The organism is Actinomycetospora cinnamomea (assembly GCF_003096675.1).
Classification (GTDB): domain Bacteria; phylum Actinomycetota; class Actinomycetes; order Mycobacteriales; family Pseudonocardiaceae; genus Actinomycetospora; species Actinomycetospora cinnamomea.
Genome location: NZ_QEKW01000012.1, coordinates 102,314 through 118,085, shown reverse-complemented (window position 1 = coordinate 118,085; position 15,772 = coordinate 102,314). Strand labels below are relative to the sequence as shown.

At 75.2% G+C, this 15,772-nt stretch carries 15 protein-coding genes; 7 read left to right on the top strand and 8 right to left on the bottom strand.

The window, feature by feature from the left end:
- Window positions 1-560: 560 nt before the first annotated feature.
- Window positions 561-1,553 (top strand): Acg family FMN-binding oxidoreductase, encoded by a 993-nt coding sequence (locus C8D89_RS20400; RefSeq protein ID WP_116709954.1) that lies wholly within the window; start codon window positions 561-563, stop codon window positions 1,551-1,553.
- Here C8D89_RS20400 and C8D89_RS20395 read toward each other — a convergent pair.
- Together C8D89_RS20395 and C8D89_RS20390 are read right to left on the bottom strand one after the other, a co-directional pair.
- Window positions 1,489-2,499, bottom strand: coding sequence for a universal stress protein (locus C8D89_RS20395; protein WP_116709953.1), 1,011 nt, complete (start codon window positions 2,497-2,499; stop codon window positions 1,489-1,491). The two genes, C8D89_RS20400 and C8D89_RS20395, sit on opposite strands and share 65 nt — an antisense overlap.
- 115 nt (window positions 2,500-2,614) lie before the next feature.
- Complete coding sequence (locus C8D89_RS20390; RefSeq protein WP_116709952.1) at window positions 2,615-2,794, bottom strand: hypothetical protein; 180 nt, start codon at window positions 2,792-2,794, stop codon at window positions 2,615-2,617.
- Window positions 2,795-3,021: 227 nt separating this feature from the next.
- Between C8D89_RS20390 and C8D89_RS20385 the strand changes: the two genes are divergently transcribed.
- The 3 genes from C8D89_RS20385 to C8D89_RS20375 all read left to right on the top strand — a co-directional run bounded on the left by C8D89_RS20385 (window position 3,022) and on the right by C8D89_RS20375 (window position 7,996).
- Entirely contained in the window at window positions 3,022-4,194 is a 1,173-nt protein-coding gene (locus C8D89_RS20385; protein ID WP_116709951.1) for a uroporphyrinogen decarboxylase/cobalamine-independent methonine synthase family protein, read from the top strand.
- Between the two features lie 8 nt (window positions 4,195-4,202).
- Entirely contained in the window at window positions 4,203-4,700 is a 498-nt protein-coding gene (locus tag C8D89_RS20380) for a GNAT family N-acetyltransferase (RefSeq protein WP_116709950.1), read from the top strand.
- A gap of 107 nt (window positions 4,701-4,807) precedes the next feature.
- Entirely contained in the window at window positions 4,808-7,996 is a 3,189-nt protein-coding gene (locus C8D89_RS20375; RefSeq protein WP_116710017.1) for an ATP-binding protein, read from the top strand.
- A 7-nt stretch (window positions 7,997-8,003) separates the two neighbouring features.
- Here the strand turns inward: C8D89_RS20375 and C8D89_RS20370 are convergent, their stop codons facing one another.
- Genes C8D89_RS20370 through C8D89_RS20360 form a run of 3 tightly spaced genes read right to left on the bottom strand, consistent with a single transcriptional unit; the run spans window position 8,004 to window position 10,315 of the window.
- Window positions 8,004-8,483: an MSMEG_0567/Sll0786 family nitrogen starvation N-acetyltransferase gene (locus C8D89_RS20370; protein WP_243418268.1), complete on the bottom strand. Its 480-nt coding sequence runs from the start codon at window positions 8,481-8,483 to the stop codon at window positions 8,004-8,006.
- Window positions 8,484-8,493: 10 nt separating this feature from the next.
- Window positions 8,494-9,666: an MSMEG_0568 family radical SAM protein gene (locus C8D89_RS20365; RefSeq protein WP_116709948.1), complete on the bottom strand. Its 1,173-nt coding sequence runs from the start codon at window positions 9,664-9,666 to the stop codon at window positions 8,494-8,496.
- A gap of 40 nt (window positions 9,667-9,706) precedes the next feature.
- On the bottom strand, window positions 9,707-10,315 hold the full coding sequence (locus C8D89_RS20360) for a hypothetical protein (RefSeq protein WP_116709947.1): 609 nt from the start codon (window positions 10,313-10,315) through the stop codon (window positions 9,707-9,709).
- A gap of 92 nt (window positions 10,316-10,407) precedes the next feature.
- Between C8D89_RS20360 and C8D89_RS20355 the strand changes: the two genes are divergently transcribed.
- From C8D89_RS20355 to C8D89_RS20345, 3 genes are read left to right on the top strand one after another with little or no spacing between them, the layout of a single operon-like run.
- Complete coding sequence (locus C8D89_RS20355) at window positions 10,408-11,370, top strand: carbamate kinase (RefSeq protein WP_116710016.1); 963 nt, start codon at window positions 10,408-10,410, stop codon at window positions 11,368-11,370.
- Window positions 11,367-12,908: a protein FdrA gene (locus C8D89_RS20350; protein WP_243418267.1), complete on the top strand. Its 1,542-nt coding sequence runs from the start codon at window positions 11,367-11,369 to the stop codon at window positions 12,906-12,908. Before C8D89_RS20355 ends, C8D89_RS20350 begins: the two co-directional genes overlap by 4 nt.
- On the top strand, window positions 12,905-14,089 hold the full coding sequence (locus tag C8D89_RS20345) for an MSMEG_0565 family glycosyltransferase (protein WP_165825829.1): 1,185 nt from the start codon (window positions 12,905-12,907) through the stop codon (window positions 14,087-14,089). Before C8D89_RS20350 ends, C8D89_RS20345 begins: the two co-directional genes overlap by 4 nt.
- Here the strand turns inward: C8D89_RS20345 and C8D89_RS20340 are convergent.
- The 3 genes from C8D89_RS20340 to C8D89_RS20330 are packed head-to-tail and all read right to left on the bottom strand — an operon-like array spanning window position 14,083 to window position 15,751.
- Entirely contained in the window at window positions 14,083-14,478 is a 396-nt protein-coding gene (locus tag C8D89_RS20340) for a nitrile hydratase accessory protein (protein ID WP_116709945.1), read from the bottom strand. The genes C8D89_RS20345 and C8D89_RS20340 overlap by 7 nt on opposite strands.
- A complete protein-coding gene (gene nthA, locus C8D89_RS20335; RefSeq protein ID WP_116709944.1) occupies window positions 14,475-15,071 on the bottom strand; it encodes a nitrile hydratase subunit alpha in 597 nt (198 codons plus the stop codon). The genes C8D89_RS20340 and nthA overlap by 4 nt, the downstream gene beginning before the upstream one ends.
- A complete protein-coding gene (locus C8D89_RS20330) occupies window positions 15,068-15,751 on the bottom strand; it encodes an SH3-like domain-containing protein (RefSeq protein WP_116709943.1) in 684 nt (227 codons plus the stop codon). Before C8D89_RS20330 ends, nthA begins: the two co-directional genes overlap by 4 nt.
- Window positions 15,752-15,772 lie beyond the last annotated feature (21 nt).

The following is a 15,772-nucleotide window of genomic DNA, read 5'->3' as shown; positions in this document are numbered from 1 at the left end:
CGACGGCAACGTCGACGGGGACACCGGACATGGTCCACCTCCTCCTGTCGCCACCACGCTCGCCGGTTCGCCCCGCCGCGGACAGGGACCAACGGACTGCATGGCCCGGGACGACGGTCGGGACCCGCAGTGCACTCACGACCGGGTCTCCGGGTCGGGGCCGGTGGCGCGGCGCCACGCCGCGTCCCACGCCCGCAGACGCCGCCGGTCCACGACGCGGCGCAGCCCCGCGAGCAGGACCAGCGACAGGCCAGCGACAGGGCCAGCGACAGGGCCAGCGACAGGGCCAGCGACAGGGCCAGCGACAGGGCCAGCGACAGGGCCAGCGACAGGGCCAGGTCGCCGAGGACCGGGGTCACGGGGGCAGGACGCCCTGGGCGCCGGAGTGGCCCGGCGCCCTCGGCGGGCCGGTGTGCCGGTCGGCGCCGCACACCCGTGAGCAGGAGCGTGGGCCGCGGACAGCGGGTCCGCCACGGGCAGGGGTCCCTCCCGGTCGGTGACCTCCGGCCCTCGACCCGCCGCCGGGGCACGGCTGTGCTGGAGCACGGAGAGGAGCCGCGATGGAGACGGTGACCGAGCGGCGGGCGCTGCGCGAGGCGGTGGCCCGGGCGTTGCGGGCGCCCTCGGAGCACAACGCCCAGCCGTGGCGGTGGGTCCTGGGACCCGACCACCTCGACCTGCACGTCGATCCCGGCCGCCGCCTGCCCTTCACCGACGAGCGCGGGCACGGGGTGCTGCTGGGGTGCGGCTGCGCCCTGCACCACCTGCGGGTCGCGCTCGCCGTCCGTGGCTGGGACGCCGACGTCCGCCACCAGCCCGACGAGCGCGGAGGACGACCCCTCGCGCGTGTCCGGATCCACCCGTCGACGCGCGAGGTCGACCCCCGCACGCGGCGGCACGCGGCGGCCATCGAGCACCGCCGCACCGACCGCCGCCGGTTCTCCGCGCGGTCCGTACCCACCGACGTCCTCGAGGCGCTCGACGACGCGGCGCGTCCCTTCGACGGGGTGCTGCACCTGGCGTTCGGCGGCGACCGCGCCATGGTGGCCGAGGCGATGCGGGAGGCGGCCGAGCGGCAGCGCGAGAACGTGGGCTACGCCGCCGAGCTCCAGCGGTGGACCCACCGCTACGCGGGGGCGGGCGACGGGATCCCCGCGGGCGCCCGCCTCGAGGGGCCACCGCCCTCCTACCGCGACCTCGTGCTGCGGTGGTTCCCGAGCGGCACCCTGCGCCAGCCCCGCGGCACCGCCGACCACCGGGACGAATCGGCCCTGGCCATCCTCACCGCGGTCGACGAGCACCCGGTGTCCGTGCTGCGGGCCGGGGAGGCGCTCAGCGCGGTCCTGCTCGAGGCGACCGTCCAGGGCCTCGGCACCACGCCGATCACCCAGGTCCTCGAGGTGCCCGAGACCCGCGCGCGCCTCCGCAACGTCGTCGGGGCCCACCGTCCCCCGGTCGTCGCGCTGCGCCTCGGGTGGCCCGAGCCGTTCAGCGAGCCGCTGCCCGCGACACCCCGGCGATCCCTCGAGCAGGTGCTGTCCGAGGTGGACTGATCGTCTCCCGGATCGACGCGGAACGGTCGGCGCGCCGGTCCGGCACGACCGTCAGCGCGCAGGGAGCCACGCGGGCGAGGCGCAGCAGCCGGGCCGCCGACCAGTGAGCGGTGCGCGGGACGACCACCTCGTCGGCCTCGAGGTCGCGGGCAGCACCGAGGACGGCACGGTCCACGGCCTCGGGGCGGCCGATGACCGCGACCGCCACGCCGGGGTCGGCAGCACCCGTGTGGCGGGCCTGCTCGACGGCGGGGCCCACCACCGCCCGCGTCGCCTCCCGAGCCGCGTGCGCCTGCTCGTCGGCCGTCGGCGAGGGTTCGAGGCCGCGGGGCCAGTGGGCCACGGCGGGTGCCGGATCGATGGCCGCCACCACCGTGACGCGGTCCCCGATCCGGGCGTGGCACAGCGCCTCCTCGAGGGCCGGTGCCACGCCCGCGGCCGTCGGGTCGCTCGTCGCGTCGACGCCCACCACCACGTGCCGGGGCCGCGGCCTGGCACCGAACCCCGGGGGCACGATCGCGACCGGGCACGGTGCACGGTCGACCAGTGCCCGCACCGTCCGGTCACGGCGCCCGGGACGCCCCACCACGACGGCGTCCGCGTCACGGGCCACCGCGCTCAGCACGTCCGCGGGCCGTCCGCGGCACCACGACAGGGACACCGGCGGGGTGGGACCCCCGACGCCTCCTGCGACCTGCCCGGCGAGCCGTCGCAGGGCCGTCGCCTCGACCTCGGCCACGGCACGGTCGCTCCCGCCCGAGCACGCCGACGTGATCCCGTCGCGATCGCCGCCGCGGACCGCCCGGACCGCGTGGACCGCGCCGTCCCCGCGGGCCGCGCGGGTCAGCGCCCAGCACAGGGCCGCCCACGACGCGTCGTCGTCGGCGAGGCCGACCACCACGCGACGGTCGGCTCTCGGACCCGGCGTCTCGTGCGTCGCGGACATGGGACCTCCCGGGATCACCGGTCACGGCCGCCGCCGTGCCCGCCGTGAGCCTCGCGAGGCGGGTCCGCATCCGGCAGGGCCGTCCGTCCCGACCAGGAGGGACGTGTGCGCCCGGTCAGCGCGGCGGCGCGGGCGCACCCAGGACGTCGTCGAGGAGCTCCTCCAGCCCGCGCAGGGGCTGGTAGCGGCTGCGCTCGGACGGCCGTGGGAACGGCCGGGACACGGGCAGGTCGGGCCGGGCACGCAGGGGCGACGCGGCGGGGCCGCCGTCGCCCGACGACACGTCCTCGTCCACGGACTCCTCCTCCGGCACCGTGCGCGTTCGGGGTGTCGCCCACGGTGAGGCTTCGCGACCCCCGCTGTGCAGGGGCGAAGGTCCCGAGGCGGGCTCGGCGTCCGGTGGATACCGCCTCGGCCGGACGGCGCAGCGCCACGCGACGGCAACGGAGCGTGGTTGACGTGATCCAGATCACTCCATAGCGTCGAGCTCCGCTCCCCACCGACGACGGACTGGAGCGCGCCATGGCCGACTACGACCCCCGCACCGCCACCGGCATCCCGACCGAGCCGGTGGGCTCGATGCCGAGGCCGCAGAAGCTGCAGGACGCCTACGCGGCCTACGACGAGGGCAGGATCGACAAGGCGGCCCTCGAGGCCGAGCAGGACGCCGCGGTGCAGGACACCATCGACCGGTACGAGGCCACCGGCGCCCCGATCATCTCCGACGGCGAGCAGCGGTGGTCGTCGTTCGCGACCTACCCGATCACCGACACCCTGGCCGGCACCGGGCTCGCGCCGACGCTCGCCCCGGGCGGGCAGTTCTTCGCGATCTTCGCCGACGGCCACGGCCGCCAGCTGCCCAAGCTGGTGAAGGGCCCGTTCGAGTACGTCAACTACGCGGCCGACTCACTGAGGAAGTCGATCGGTAGGACGACCAGGCCGATGAAGCAGGCCGTCATCTCGCCGTCGATGCTCGCGCTGCTCTACCCGCTGCGGGACCCGGTGGAGGGCTACAGCCGCGAGGACTTCGAGGCGAAGCTGATCGACGAGTGCGAGAAGGACATCCGGATGGCGTTCGACGTCGGGGCGGCGCGCGTGTCGGTGGACTTCACCGAGGGTCGTCTCGCCACCCGGGAGGACCCGCGCAACCCGTGGACCGGCGCCGGCCTGCTCCCGCACTTCATCGAGCTGCTCAACGGGGTGATGGCGCGCTTCTCCGCGGAGGAGCGCACGAAGATCGGGATCCACACGTGCCCCGGCGGCGACCGCGACTCGGTGCACTCCGCCGACGTCCCGTACAACAACCTGCTGCCGGAGATGTTCAAGATCAACGCCGGTTACTTCCTCATCCAGCTCGCCAGCGAGCGGGAGAAGGACCCGGTGTACGCCTCGATCGGCAAGAGCCTGCGCACTGACGCCGACGGCGTGGTGCAGATGGCGTACCTCGGCGTGATCAACCCGCTGAATCCACGGGTGGAGAGCGCGGCGGAGGTCGCCGACCGTCTCGTCCGCGCTGCCGACTTCATCGACCGCCAGCAGCTGGGCTCCACCGACGACTGCGGCTTCTCGCCGTTCTCCATCGACGAGAAGCCCAACCACGGCTCCCCGGACTTCGCCCGGGACGTGGCGTTCGAGAAGATCACCAACCGCGTCGCCGGCACGCGGACGGCCGCCGAACGGCTCGGGGTCTCCTGAGGGCCGGCGTGGTCCTCGCGTTCCGGCCCGGGCGCTCGGACGCCTCACCGGGCCGGGAGCTGCTCGCGGAGCTGAACGCGCTCCTCGACACCCAGTACCCCGGGCGGGCCGCCCGGCCGGGGTCGGTCACGACCCCCGGGGAGATGGCCCCACCACGGGGCTGCTTCCTCGTCGGCTACGACGACGGCCACGCCGTCGCCATCGGCGGGCTGCGCCCGCTGGCCGACGACGTCTGCGAGATCAAGCGCATGTACGTCGTCCCGCACGCCCGGTCGCGGGGCGTCGGCCGCGCCCTGCTCGCGGCGCTCGAGGCCGCGGCGCGCGACCTCGGCTACGCCCGTGTGCGGCTCGACGCCGGGTCGGCCCAGCGGCACAGCCGAGCACTCTTCGCCGACACCGGCTACCGCGTGATCCCGCCCTACAACGGTAACCACATCGCCGTGTTCTTCGGCGAGAAGGAGCTGGCGGGGGACGCCGCCCCGTCGGTCGGCACCGGAGACCCGTGACGGGCACAGGTCGAACCACGGAGGTGGCACACACGGCCTCGAAGTGGGCCGTCGCCGTGCTCCGCGACCATGACGCAGGTCATCCACGTCGTCGTATGATCACCGGGGTGACCACGGCGTTCCTCCGTCTGCGGCTCGTCGGCCGCTTCGCGGTGGAGGGTGCGCTCGACGAGCCGGTGCCCGGAGGCCAGGCCGAACGTCTCCTGTGCATCCTCGCCGCACACCACGGCCGATTCCTCCCGACGGCCGCACTCACCGAGCTGCTGTGGGAGCACCAGCGCCCCGCCGACCCCGCCCGCAACCTCGCCGCCCTCGTCAGCCGCCTGCGACGCTCGCTCGGGCGTCGGCGGATCGAGGGCGATCCGCGGGCCTACCGGCTGGTGCGCGACGCGGACACCGTGGTCGACGTGACCGAGGCGCTCGACCTCGTGGGTACCGCAGAGCGCGAGCTCGCGCAGGGCGCCCACGCGCTCGCCGCGATGAGTGCCGAGGTCGCCGAGGGGCTGCTCGCCGCCGATGTGCCGCTGGCCGGGCAGCCCGAGGCCACCTGGGTCGACGAGGTCCGCGAGGGGGTGGCGGGTGGTCTCTCCCGAGCCCGGGCCTGCCGCCGCACCGCCGCACTCGAGCTCGGGGACCTCGACACGGCGATCGACGAGGCGTCCCGGACCCTGGCCGAGGACCCCCTCGACGAGCCCGCGTGCCGGGCACTCATGCAGGCGCAGCAGCGCCGCGGCGCGCACGCCGCCGCCCTGGCCGCCTACGACCGGCTGCGACGGCATCTGGCCGACGAGCTCGGCAGTGACCCCTCCCCCGCCACCCGCGAGGTCTTCCTTTCCGCGCTGCGCCAGGAGCCGGGAGCGAGCGCCCGCTCCGAGGCGGCCGTGGCCCCGGGCCCCGCCGAGCCGGGTCCGCTCATCGGCCGCGAGGTGGAACTCGCCGTGCTGTCGCGGGCGTGGTCGGCCGCGGTCCGCGGACGCGGCGGCCTGGTGCTCGTCACCGGCGAGGCGGGCATCGGCAAGAGCGCCCTGAGCACCGCGCTGCGGATCGAGGCCCGGCGTAGCGGCGGCCTGGTCGAGGTGGTCCGGTGCTCCGGGGCCGAGCGGTCGCTCTACCTGCAGCCGCTCGCCGAGCTGGTACGTGGGGTCGTGCTGCGGCTGGCGCCCGGGGCCGGCGAGCTGCTGGCGGAGCGGGACCGCGCCGCGCTGGCCGACCTCGTGCCGGAGGTGGCCCCGCGCCGCGCCCCGGTCGCGTCGCCCTCCGAGCTCCGCCGGCGGCGGACCCTCGAGGCGATGGCCGAGCTCTTCGGCGAGGTCGCCGCGACGCGTCCGCTCCTGCTCGCGATCGAGGACCTCGAGCACGCCGGGGAGCGGACGGTCGAGGCCCTGCACTTCCTGGCCACGCGGCTGGCGACGCGACGGGTGCTGATCCTCGCGACCGAGCGGACCTCGGAGACCCCTGGTGCCACGGCGCCCCTGCGCGACGTGGCCACCCACCTCGAGCTGGGGGCCCTCTCCCGCGACGCCCTGCGTACCCTGCTCGCCCGCGCGGGCCGGGAGCAGGACCTCGAGCGGTTCGCGTCGTGGACCGGGGGGTCGCCGTTGCTGGTCAGCGAGCTGCTCCGACATCCCGAGAGCGTCACCGACGGCAACGGCACGGTGCCGGCCATCCCCACCTCGCTGCAAGAGGCGCTGTCGCGGCGGCTCGCGGCGACGGCGGAGGACGTCACGCTCCTGCTCGCCCAGGCCGCGGTGCTGGGGACGTCGTTCGGGCTGGACGACGTCGCCGCACTCACCGAACTGGGTGTGGAGGAGTGCGCCCACCGCGCCGGGCGCGCCGCTCGGGCCGGTTTCCTCGTCACCGACGGGGGGAGCTACCGCTTCGCCAACGACATCGTCCGGCGGATCGCCTACGAGTCGGCGCCCCTCCCGGTCCGGGTGAGCCGGCACCGGCGGGTCGCCGCCCTCCTCGCCGGCCGGCCCGAGGCCGCCGCCGTGCACCACGCCGCCGCCGGGGACCACGCCGAGGCCGCCCGTTCGTGGCTGGCTGCGGCGGATGCGGCACACCTCGTCTTCGCGCACGCGGAGGCCGAGAAGCTCCTCACCGCCGGGGTCGAGGAGGCCCACCGCGCGGGCGACCGGGCACTCGAGGCCGCGGCGCTGCTGCGGCGCGGCGGGGTCCGCTGCGACCTCGGGCGCCACGAGGACGCGTGTGACGACCACGACGGGGCGCTCACGATCGCCCGGGAGCTCGGCGACGAGGAGCTCGAGGCGCGCGCCCTGGAGGGGCTGGGGTGGGCCGCACTCTGGGCCCGGGACGCGCTCGGCGCCGTCGACCTCGCCGAGCGGGCGGGCCATCTCGCCGAATCCGCCGTCGCCGCACCCGGCGCGCGGCGCAGCTCCTTGCTGCTCCTCGGCCGGGTCCGGCACTGGGACGGCGACTACACGGGCGCGACCCACGCCTACCAGCAGGTGCTCGCCGTGGACGCCGACGACGCGACGAGCGCGGTCGCCATGGCCTACCGGGGCGCGCTCCTGCAGCACATGGACCGGTTCGCCGAGGCCCGCGCGGTGCTGGAGCGGGCGGTGGCGCTGTGCACGCGCACCGGCGAGTTCCGCACGCTGCTGCAGAGCCTGTTCTTCTGCGGGTTGGCCCGCGGGGACGTCGGCGACCTCGCGGGGGCCCTGCGCTCGCTCGACCGTGCCCGCCGCCTGATCGACGACGCGGGCGTGGGCTACTACCGCGCCGGGATCGAGACCACGACGTCCTGGCTGTGGCAGGAACTGGGCGACCTCGGGCGGGCCCGCGAGCACGCCGAACTGGCCGTCGACCTGGCTCGCCAGGGCGGCGGGGCACTCGAGCTCGAGCAGGGGCTCCACGCCCTGCTCGCCCTCGCCGACTGCGATCTCCTGGCGGGCCGCGAGGACGACGCCGGCGCCCTCGTCGAGGCCGCCGCGCCGCTCCTGGACCGGCCGCTGCCCTTCCGGCCGCGGGCGGCGATGCGGCTGCTCGAGATGCAGGCGCGCTGGGACCCCGGCCGCGCCGACGCCCTCCTCGACCAGGCCCGGACCTACCGGTCGGCGAAGTACGAGGCCCTCGCTCTGCGCCACCTGGGGCGTGACCGGGAGGCCGCAGGCGCCGCCGCGCGCACCCGTTCGGACCTCGTCGTCGCGCAGAGCGGCGCCCCGGGGGACCGGGTCGCGGCCCGCGAGCGCATCGCTGCGGGCCTGCCGTCCGAGCTTCGCACCGTCTTCGTGGCCAAGGGGCGGCTGGCCGTCCCGGCCCCGACCCTGCACTGAGCCGGAGTCAGCCGGGCGGAGCGAGCTCGATGTCCATGACGACGTGCGGACGCCCGACGTAGATCTCCGACGCTCGCGCGGTCCACCCCAGCCGCTCGAAGAAGCGACGGTTGTCCTGTTGGACGTGGGCGACCATCCGCGTCCCACCCCGCGCGGCCGCCGTGGCCACCGCGAAGCGCACGAGCGGCGCGCCCACCCGCACGGCGCGGAACGCCGGGAGCACCGCGAGGCGGTCCCCCTGCCAATCGCCCGTCGCCGGGTCCAGGGGGAAGAGGCGCACCACGCCCGCCGCTCGGCCGTCGACCCACGCGACCGCGTGCAGCACGTCGGGTCGCGCGTCGTGGGCGTCGAGGTCGCTGCTCGCGAAGACCTCCTGCTCGACCACGAACACGGCGTGCCGGATGCGGTGGTGTTCCTCGGCCTCCCCGGCGTCCGCCACGAGGCGGCAGTCCGCCCTGACGGCGGGCGCGAGCCGGACCTGGGTCACCGGTCGCTCCTCACACCGTCGCATCCGGCCGCCGGCCGATCTGCAGCAGCGGCTGGACGGTGTTGATGGCCGAACACGCCTGGCACCGCGCGCACCCGGCGACCGCATCGGCGGCGCTCATGCCGCGCTGGCTCATGTAGGCCGCGACCTGCCAGTAGATCCGGTTGCTGTACGGCCCGGGCGGCGGTGCCCAGTCCTCCATGAGGCTTCCCGCGACCGGGCGCAACGGCACGACGAACGGATAGACGCCGATGTCCACGGCACGCCGGCACGCCTGCACCGTCAGCTCGGGGTCCTCGCCCATGCCGAGGATGACGTACGTGGACACCCGGCCGGGGCCCCACAGCTCGACCGCGCGCTCCCAGGTGCGGAAGTACGTCTCGATGCCCGTGCGCGCCTTGCCGGGGGCCACGTGGGCCAGGACCTGCGGATCGAAGGTCTCGACGTGGATGCCGACCGCGTCCGCGCCGCCGATGTCGTGCACCTCGTCGAGGATCGACAGGTCGCGCGGCGGCTCGAACTGGATCTCCACCGGCAGCTCGGAGGCGTCCTTGACCGCGCGCCCGCACCGCGCGACGTAACGGGCGCCGCGATCGGGTGCGGTGGAGCTGCCGGTGGTCAGGGTGGCGTCGACGGCGCCGTCGAGCTCCTTCGCCGCGACCGACACCTCGGCGAGCTGCTCGGGGGTCTTCTTGACGATCGTGCTGCCCGCGGCGAGGGAGACGCCGATGCCGCAGAACCGGCACTGGTCGGCGGTGTTCCAGTAGTTGCAGGTCTGGACGACGGTGCTCGCCATCGAGTCCAGGTGCAACAGGGCGATCTTCCAGTACGGGATGCCGTCCGCGGTCGTCCGGTCGTAGTAGCGGGGACGGCGCGAGCCCGCGACGGCGGCAAGCCGGCGGCCGTCGCGGTAGATGGCCCGGCCGCCGTCGTCCTCGGGGCGCAGCACGTAGGGCGAGCGGCGGGCCTCCTCGGTGCGGACGGGGACCGTGACCGGGACGCCCTCGATCCACAACATGCCCGCGTCGGTCGGTCCGGCTCCGCCGGTGCGTGTCTCGACATCGGCGTCGACGCGCAGGCCCACGCTCTGCAGCTCGACGATCAGGGCGGCGACGGCGGCGGGAGCGGGGGTGCCCCCCTGCTCGTCGTGCGGCGCCGTCTCATGGCCCAGGACGCCCGTCATCCGTGATCCACCCTCGCCCCTTGTTGACTACAGGAAACGTTCATCCCTCATCGGAAACCATGGGTCGTCCGGCGTCAAGGGACGCGATCTCGGCCCGGCGGCGCTCCAGGGCGGCGTCCCGCTCGGCCCGGTCGGCGAACCAGTCCTCCGCGCCGCCGTGCCCGTCCACCGGGTCACCGGTGTCGGTCGCGAGGACCACCTCGCGGAGCCCGTACGGCGCGGGGTGGCGGTACGGGTCCTCGACCTCCACCAGGGCGACCCCGGTGGGTACGTGCACCGACATCGAGCGGGTGACGCCGTCGGCGAGGACCGCCCAGGAGCGGCCCTCCACGCGGGCCGCCGCCAGCAGGGCGACCCGCGACGCCCGGTCCCGCTCGGCGTCGATCTCGTCGGCGCGCACCGCGCACGCCGCCGCGACGACCAGCGGGGACGCCTCGACCTTCTGCCCGCCGAGCCCGGCGAGGACGCGCTCCGGTGCGCCGTCCACCGCGAGCAGATCGGCCCGCGTCGCGACGGCCCCTCGCAGCGCGCCGAGCACCGCGCCGACACCGCCGGCCGCTCGCCGGTAGCCCTCCTCGTCGATCAGCGCGACCGACCACAGCCGGTCGGCTGCCGAGCGCCACCGGGTCCGGGCGGCGTCCCACTCCATGCGGAACCTCCGACGTGCGTACGCGGATGGGTGCTGATCATCTACTATAGTAGACGTGGGTGGCGCCCCGGTCGCCCGCGGAGGAGGAGCTCGTGCCCAGGACCGCAGTGGTCGCGCTCGGCGGCAACGCCATCACCCGCAACGGGCAGTCGGGGACCTACGAGGAGCAGGCGCGCAACGCCCGCGCCATGGCGGCCGCGGTCTGTGCCCTGCGCGACGCGGGCTGGAACGTCGTCCTCGTCCACGGCAACGGACCCCAGGTCGGCAACCTCGCGATCCAGCAGGACGAGGCCGCGTCGATCGTCCCTGCCCTGCCGCTGTTCTGCGTCAACTCCATGACCCAGGGCCAGCTCGGGAGCCTGCTCGGCCTGGCCCTGCTCGCCGAGGGCCGGGGCCGCCTGCCCGGCGTGGTGTCGGTGGTGACCCACGTGATGGTCGACCCGGCCGACCCGGCCTTCGACCGCCCCACCAAGCCGGTCGGGCCCTTCTTCACCGAGGACCAGGCACGCCGCCTCGCCGCCGCCCGCAACTGGCAGATCACCAAGGACGGCGACCGCGGCTTCCGGCGCGTGGTGGCCTCGCCGAAGCCGGTCGGGATCGTCGAGGTCGACGCGATCCGCGCGCTCATCGACCAGCACATGATCGTGGTCGCGGCCGGCGGCGGCGGGATTCCGGTCATGGCCGGCGACCGCGGCCTCGAGGGCATCGACGCGGTCATCGACAAGGACTTCACCGCGCAGCGGCTCGCGGCCTCGGTCAACGCCGACGCCCTCGTGCTGGTCACCGACACCGCCAAGGTCCACCTCGACTTCGGCACGCCGGAGCAGCGCGCGATCGACGAGATGACCGTCGACGAGGCGACGAAGCACCTGAACGACGGCCAGTTCCCCGACGGCAGCATGGGCCCGAAGATCCGGGCCGCGATCCGCTTCATCAAGGAGGGCGGGCGTACCGCCGTGATCACCACCGCCGACCGGGCCGGGCCCTCCCTCGACGCGGCCGGCACGCACCCCGACGACGCCACCGGCACGAGGATCGTGGGGGTGCGCGCGTGACCACCAGGGTCCGGATCGTCAAGGACACCTACCTGGACTCGGTCGTCCAGCTCTCGGGGACCCGGGCGATGCGCGCGGTCGAGGGCGTGGACTGGGCGACCGCCGCGATGGCCACACCCGCCAACGTCGAGACGCTCGCGGAGGAGGGCTTCGACCGCGCCGAGCTCGCCGACGCCGGGCCCGGTGACCTCGTCCTGGCGGTGCGGGCGGCCAGCGAGGGGGCCGTCGACGCCGCCGAGGAGGCGGGCCGGGAGGCCATGTTCGCCTCCCGCAGCGCCGAGGCCGAGCCCGACACCGGACAGGGCCCGGCCCGGACGCAGGAGGAGGCCCTCGCCCGGCACCCCGGCACCAACGTCGCGGTGATCTCCGTGCCCGGCGAGCACGCGGCCCTGGAGACCCACAAGGCCCTGAGCGCCGGCCTGCACGTGCTGCTGTTCAGCGACAACGTCCCCGTCGCCACCGAGGTCGAGCTGAAGACGCGCGCCGAGGCGCTGGGCCTGCTCGTCATGGGGCCGGGCGCGGGCACCGCGATGCTGGGCCGGACCTGCCTGGGCTTCGCCAACGTCGTCGCTCCCCTGCAGGAGCGCCGCGGGGCGGTCGCGGTGGTCGCCGCCGCGGGTACCGGCGCGCAGGAGGCCGCCGCGCTGCTCGACCGCGCCGGCGTCGGCGTGACGCACGTGGTCGGCCTCGGTGGCCGCGACCTCGGAGCCGACGTGGGCGGCACGATGGGCCGCGCGGCCGTGCGCGCGCTCGCGGCCGACCCGGCGACCGAGGCGATCCTGCTGGTCTCCAAGCCGCCGGACCCGCGGGTCGCGGCCACCGTGACCGCAGAGGCGGACGGCACGCCGCTCGTGGCCGCCCTCGTCGGGCTGGAGGAGCCGGGCCCGGACACGGTGACCACGCTGGAGGCGGGGGTCCTCGCGACGCTCGACCGCCTGGGCCTCCCTCGCCCCGACGTCACCGGCGGCCTGCGCCCGCAGGTCGAGGACGCGATCGGCCGACTCGACGCCGAGCGGACACTCGTGCGCGGCCTCTTCTCCGGCGGGACCCTCTGCTACGAGTCGCTCGTCGTGCTGGGCCGCGTGCTCGGCGCGGTGTACTCGAACACCCCGGTCGACAAGGAGCTCGGGCTCCCGGCCCCGGCGTCGGCGCACCTCTGCCTGGACCTCGGGGAGGAGGAGTACACCCGCGGTCGACCACACCCCATGATCGACCCCGAGGCGCGCCTCGAGCACCTCCGCGAGCAGGGACGCGACCCCGAGGTCGCCGCGATCGTGCTCGACGTCGTCCTCGGCTTCGGATCGCACCCCGACCCGGCCTCCGAGCTCGCGCCCGTGTGCGCGGAGATCACCGCCGACGGCGGGCCCCGCGTGGTCGTCTACGTCCTGGGCACCGAGCAGGACCCCCAGGGCCTGGAGCGCCAGCGCAGGGCGTTCCGCGACGCCGGATGCGTGGTGACCGAGACCGCGGCCCGCGCGTCGCTGGCCGCCGCGGCGATCGCCCGCCGCGAGCCTGCGCTCGCGGAGGTCGCGCTGTGAAGGGCCGGGTCGTCCTCGTCACCCACTCCACGTCGCCCCGGGGCGGCATGGTGCACACGCTCGCGCTGGCCGAGGCGCTGCACGCGCTCGGTCACCCGGTCCACGTCCTCACCCAGGGCGATCCCGCGGTCGGCCTCTTCCGGCCCACCGCCGTACCGCACACGGTGCTGCCGGCGCCGGCGAAGACGGGGACGCTCACCGACCGGGTGTTCGAGTCGATCGACGCGCTGACCGCGGCGCTCGGTGCGATCACCGAACCGGACGACGTCCTGCACGCCCAGGACTGCATCGCCGCCCGGGCCGCAGCACGCGTGCGCGACGCGGACGTCCCGGTGCCGGTGGTGCGCACCGTGCACCACGTCGACGACTTCACCACCCGGGCGCTGATCACCTGCCAGCGCGAGGCGATCATCGAGCCGGACCGGGTGCTCGTCGTCAGCGAGCACTGGAAGCGGATCCTGCACGACCACTACGCCACCGAGGCCACCGTCGTGCCGAACGGTGTCGACCCCGACCGCTTCCCGCCGGTCACGGCCGCACGCCGCGCCGCGCTGCGGGCCTCGATCGGCGCCTCGTCGGACGAGGGTGACCGATTCCTCTTCCTCGCCGTCGGCGGGGTGGAACCCCGCAAGGGCACCCACCACGCATTCGAGGCCCTGGGCGAGCTGGTCCGCACGATGCGCCGCCCGCCGATGCTCGCCGTGGTCGGCGGGCACTCCTTCCAGGACTACGCGCCTTATCGCGAGGCCGCGCTCGACGCGCTGCCGGGACTCGGCCTGGCGCTCGGCAAGGACGTCGTGCTGCTGGGCACGCTGTCCGAGGCCGATCTCGGCGCGTGGTACCGCAGCGCCGACGCGCTGTGCTTCCCCTCCGTGAAGGAGGGCTGGGGCCTCGCCGTGCTGGAGGCGATGGCGGCCGACCTTCCAGTGCTGGCGGGGGACCTGCCGGTGTTCCGCGAGTACCTGCTCGACCACCACGACGCGCTGCTGCCGCGGTCCGGCGACAGCGCGGCGCTGGCCGCGTCGATGCGGGAGATGTACGCCGACACCGCGCTGCGCCGCCGGCTGGTCGAGGGCGGCCGCACGACGGCCCGCCGGTTCCGCTGGTCCCGGAGCGCGCAGCGCCACGCCGCGATCTACGACGAGGTGCGGGAGGCCCCTCGCGGAGCGCTCCGTCAGTGACCGTGACCGTGACCGTGACCGTGCCCGTGGTCGTCGGGGTGGTCGTGGCCCGCGGGACGCTCGGCGAGGCGGGCGGACCGCTCGGCCACCGCCGCGTCATGCAGCAGGCCCGCGGCCACCACGCGGTCCTCGAGGGCCGCGAGCCAGCAGCGGTAGTAGCGGTACTCCTCGCCGGACGCGTGGTCGGCCTCCCAGGCGGCGATGCGCGCGACGAGGCTGTCGCGGAACTCGTCCCAGGTGAACAGGCCGGCCTCGGCGAGGGTCACCGCCATCCCGAAGGCGCGGCTCTCCCAGGGCTCGGCGAACACGAGCTCCCCGTTGGCACGCGGCGGCGCGGCCACACCCTCGATCTCGAGGACCGGCCCGGGCGGGCACGAGGTCGCGCTCACGGCGCGGCCACCTCCGCGACCCCGACCATCGCGTCCCGGGTGACGAGGGCCGCGAGCGCCTCGGCGTCGAGGTCCTCGGTGGCGGGGGGACGCTGCGGCAGCACCAGGTAGCGCACCTCGGCGCTGGAGTCCCAGACCTCGATCCGCTTGCCCTCGGGCACCTCGAGGCCCATCTCCCGCAGCACCCGGCGCGGCGTGCGCACCATCCCCGCCCGGTACGCCGGGTCCTTGTACCAGCTCGGCGGTAGGCCGAGCACAGGCCACGGGTAGCAGGAGCACAGGGTGCACACGACGACGTGGTGGACCTCGTCGCTCTGCTCGAGCACCACCATGTGCTCGCCCTGCGGCCCGCCGTAGCCCATGTCCTTGATCGCCGCGGTCCCGTCGCGCAGCAGCCACGCGCGATACCCGGGGTCGGTCCAGGCGCGGGCGACGACCTTCGCGCCGTTCAGCGGGCCCACGTCCTGCTCGTAGGTCTTGATGAACTTGTCCATCACCGCCGGGTCGACCAGCTCCCGCTCGACGAGGAGCTGTTCGAGCGCCTCGGTGCGCAGGGCCGGGGAGAGGCGGTCGGCGGGGGCGGCCTTGCTCACTGGTCGGCCTCACTCTCAGGAATCTTGGCGAGATAGCTCTCGAAGAGATCCGCGTGCACGGTGAACGGCTCGGCGTCCGGGCCCCACAGCTCCGTGGAGGAGAAGCCGACGGTGTAGACGTGCTGGGGGTTCTCGCCCTCGAAGACCGCGTGGGTGTCGGGGAGCACGTGCGGCGGCCGGATCGCGGTGACGGTGCCCGACCGTCGGCGCAGGTAGCCCGACAGCTTGGTCGGTCCCTCGGGGTGCATGTCCTTCGTCCGCACCGCGTCGCCGGCCGCGAACACCGGGTCGCGGTCGATCTCGCGCAGCGACCCCGCCGCGGTGGGCTTGTAGTCGGGGCGGGACGGCTCGGGGAACGGCGGCTCCGTGACGTCCTCGCCCCGGTTGCGGCGTGCACGGGCGTCGACGGCTCCCGGAGCCAGGATTCTGCTGTCCGTGAGCATCAGCTCGGCGGCGTTGAGCCACCGGCCGTAGTAGCCGTCGACGAGGTAGTCGATCGGGTGCAGCCGGCCCAGGGCGTGCCGGAACGCGTCCAGGTTGCGGCCCGAGATGCGTCCCATGGTCAGGACGGTCAGGGCGAAGCTGCGCCCCTCCCAGGGCTCGGCGAAGGGTGGCTCATCGGTGGGGACCTGGGCGGGTCCCCATGCCTGGGTCCCGCCCATGTCCGCGATCGAGTCCATGCCGGTCCTCCTCTCGGTACG

Excerpts from the sequence above, each read along its gene's own strand:
- C8D89_RS20400 (WP_116709954.1), top strand. The coding sequence starts at position 561 with ATGGAGACGGTGACCGAGCGGCGGGCGCTGCGCGAGGCGGTGGCCCGG.
- C8D89_RS20395 (WP_116709953.1), bottom strand. The coding sequence starts at position 2,499 with ATGTCCGCGACGCACGAGACGCCGGGTCCGAGAGCCGACCGTCGCGTG.
- C8D89_RS20385 (WP_116709951.1), top strand. The coding sequence starts at position 3,022 with ATGGCCGACTACGACCCCCGCACCGCCACCGGCATCCCGACCGAGCCG.
- C8D89_RS20365 (WP_116709948.1), bottom strand. The coding sequence starts at position 9,666 with ATGACGGGCGTCCTGGGCCATGAGACGGCGCCGCACGACGAGCAGGGG.
- C8D89_RS20360 (WP_116709947.1), bottom strand. The coding sequence starts at position 10,315 with ATGGAGTGGGACGCCGCCCGGACCCGGTGGCGCTCGGCAGCCGACCGG.
- C8D89_RS20330 (WP_116709943.1), bottom strand. The coding sequence starts at position 15,751 with ATGGACTCGATCGCGGACATGGGCGGGACCCAGGCATGGGGACCCGCC.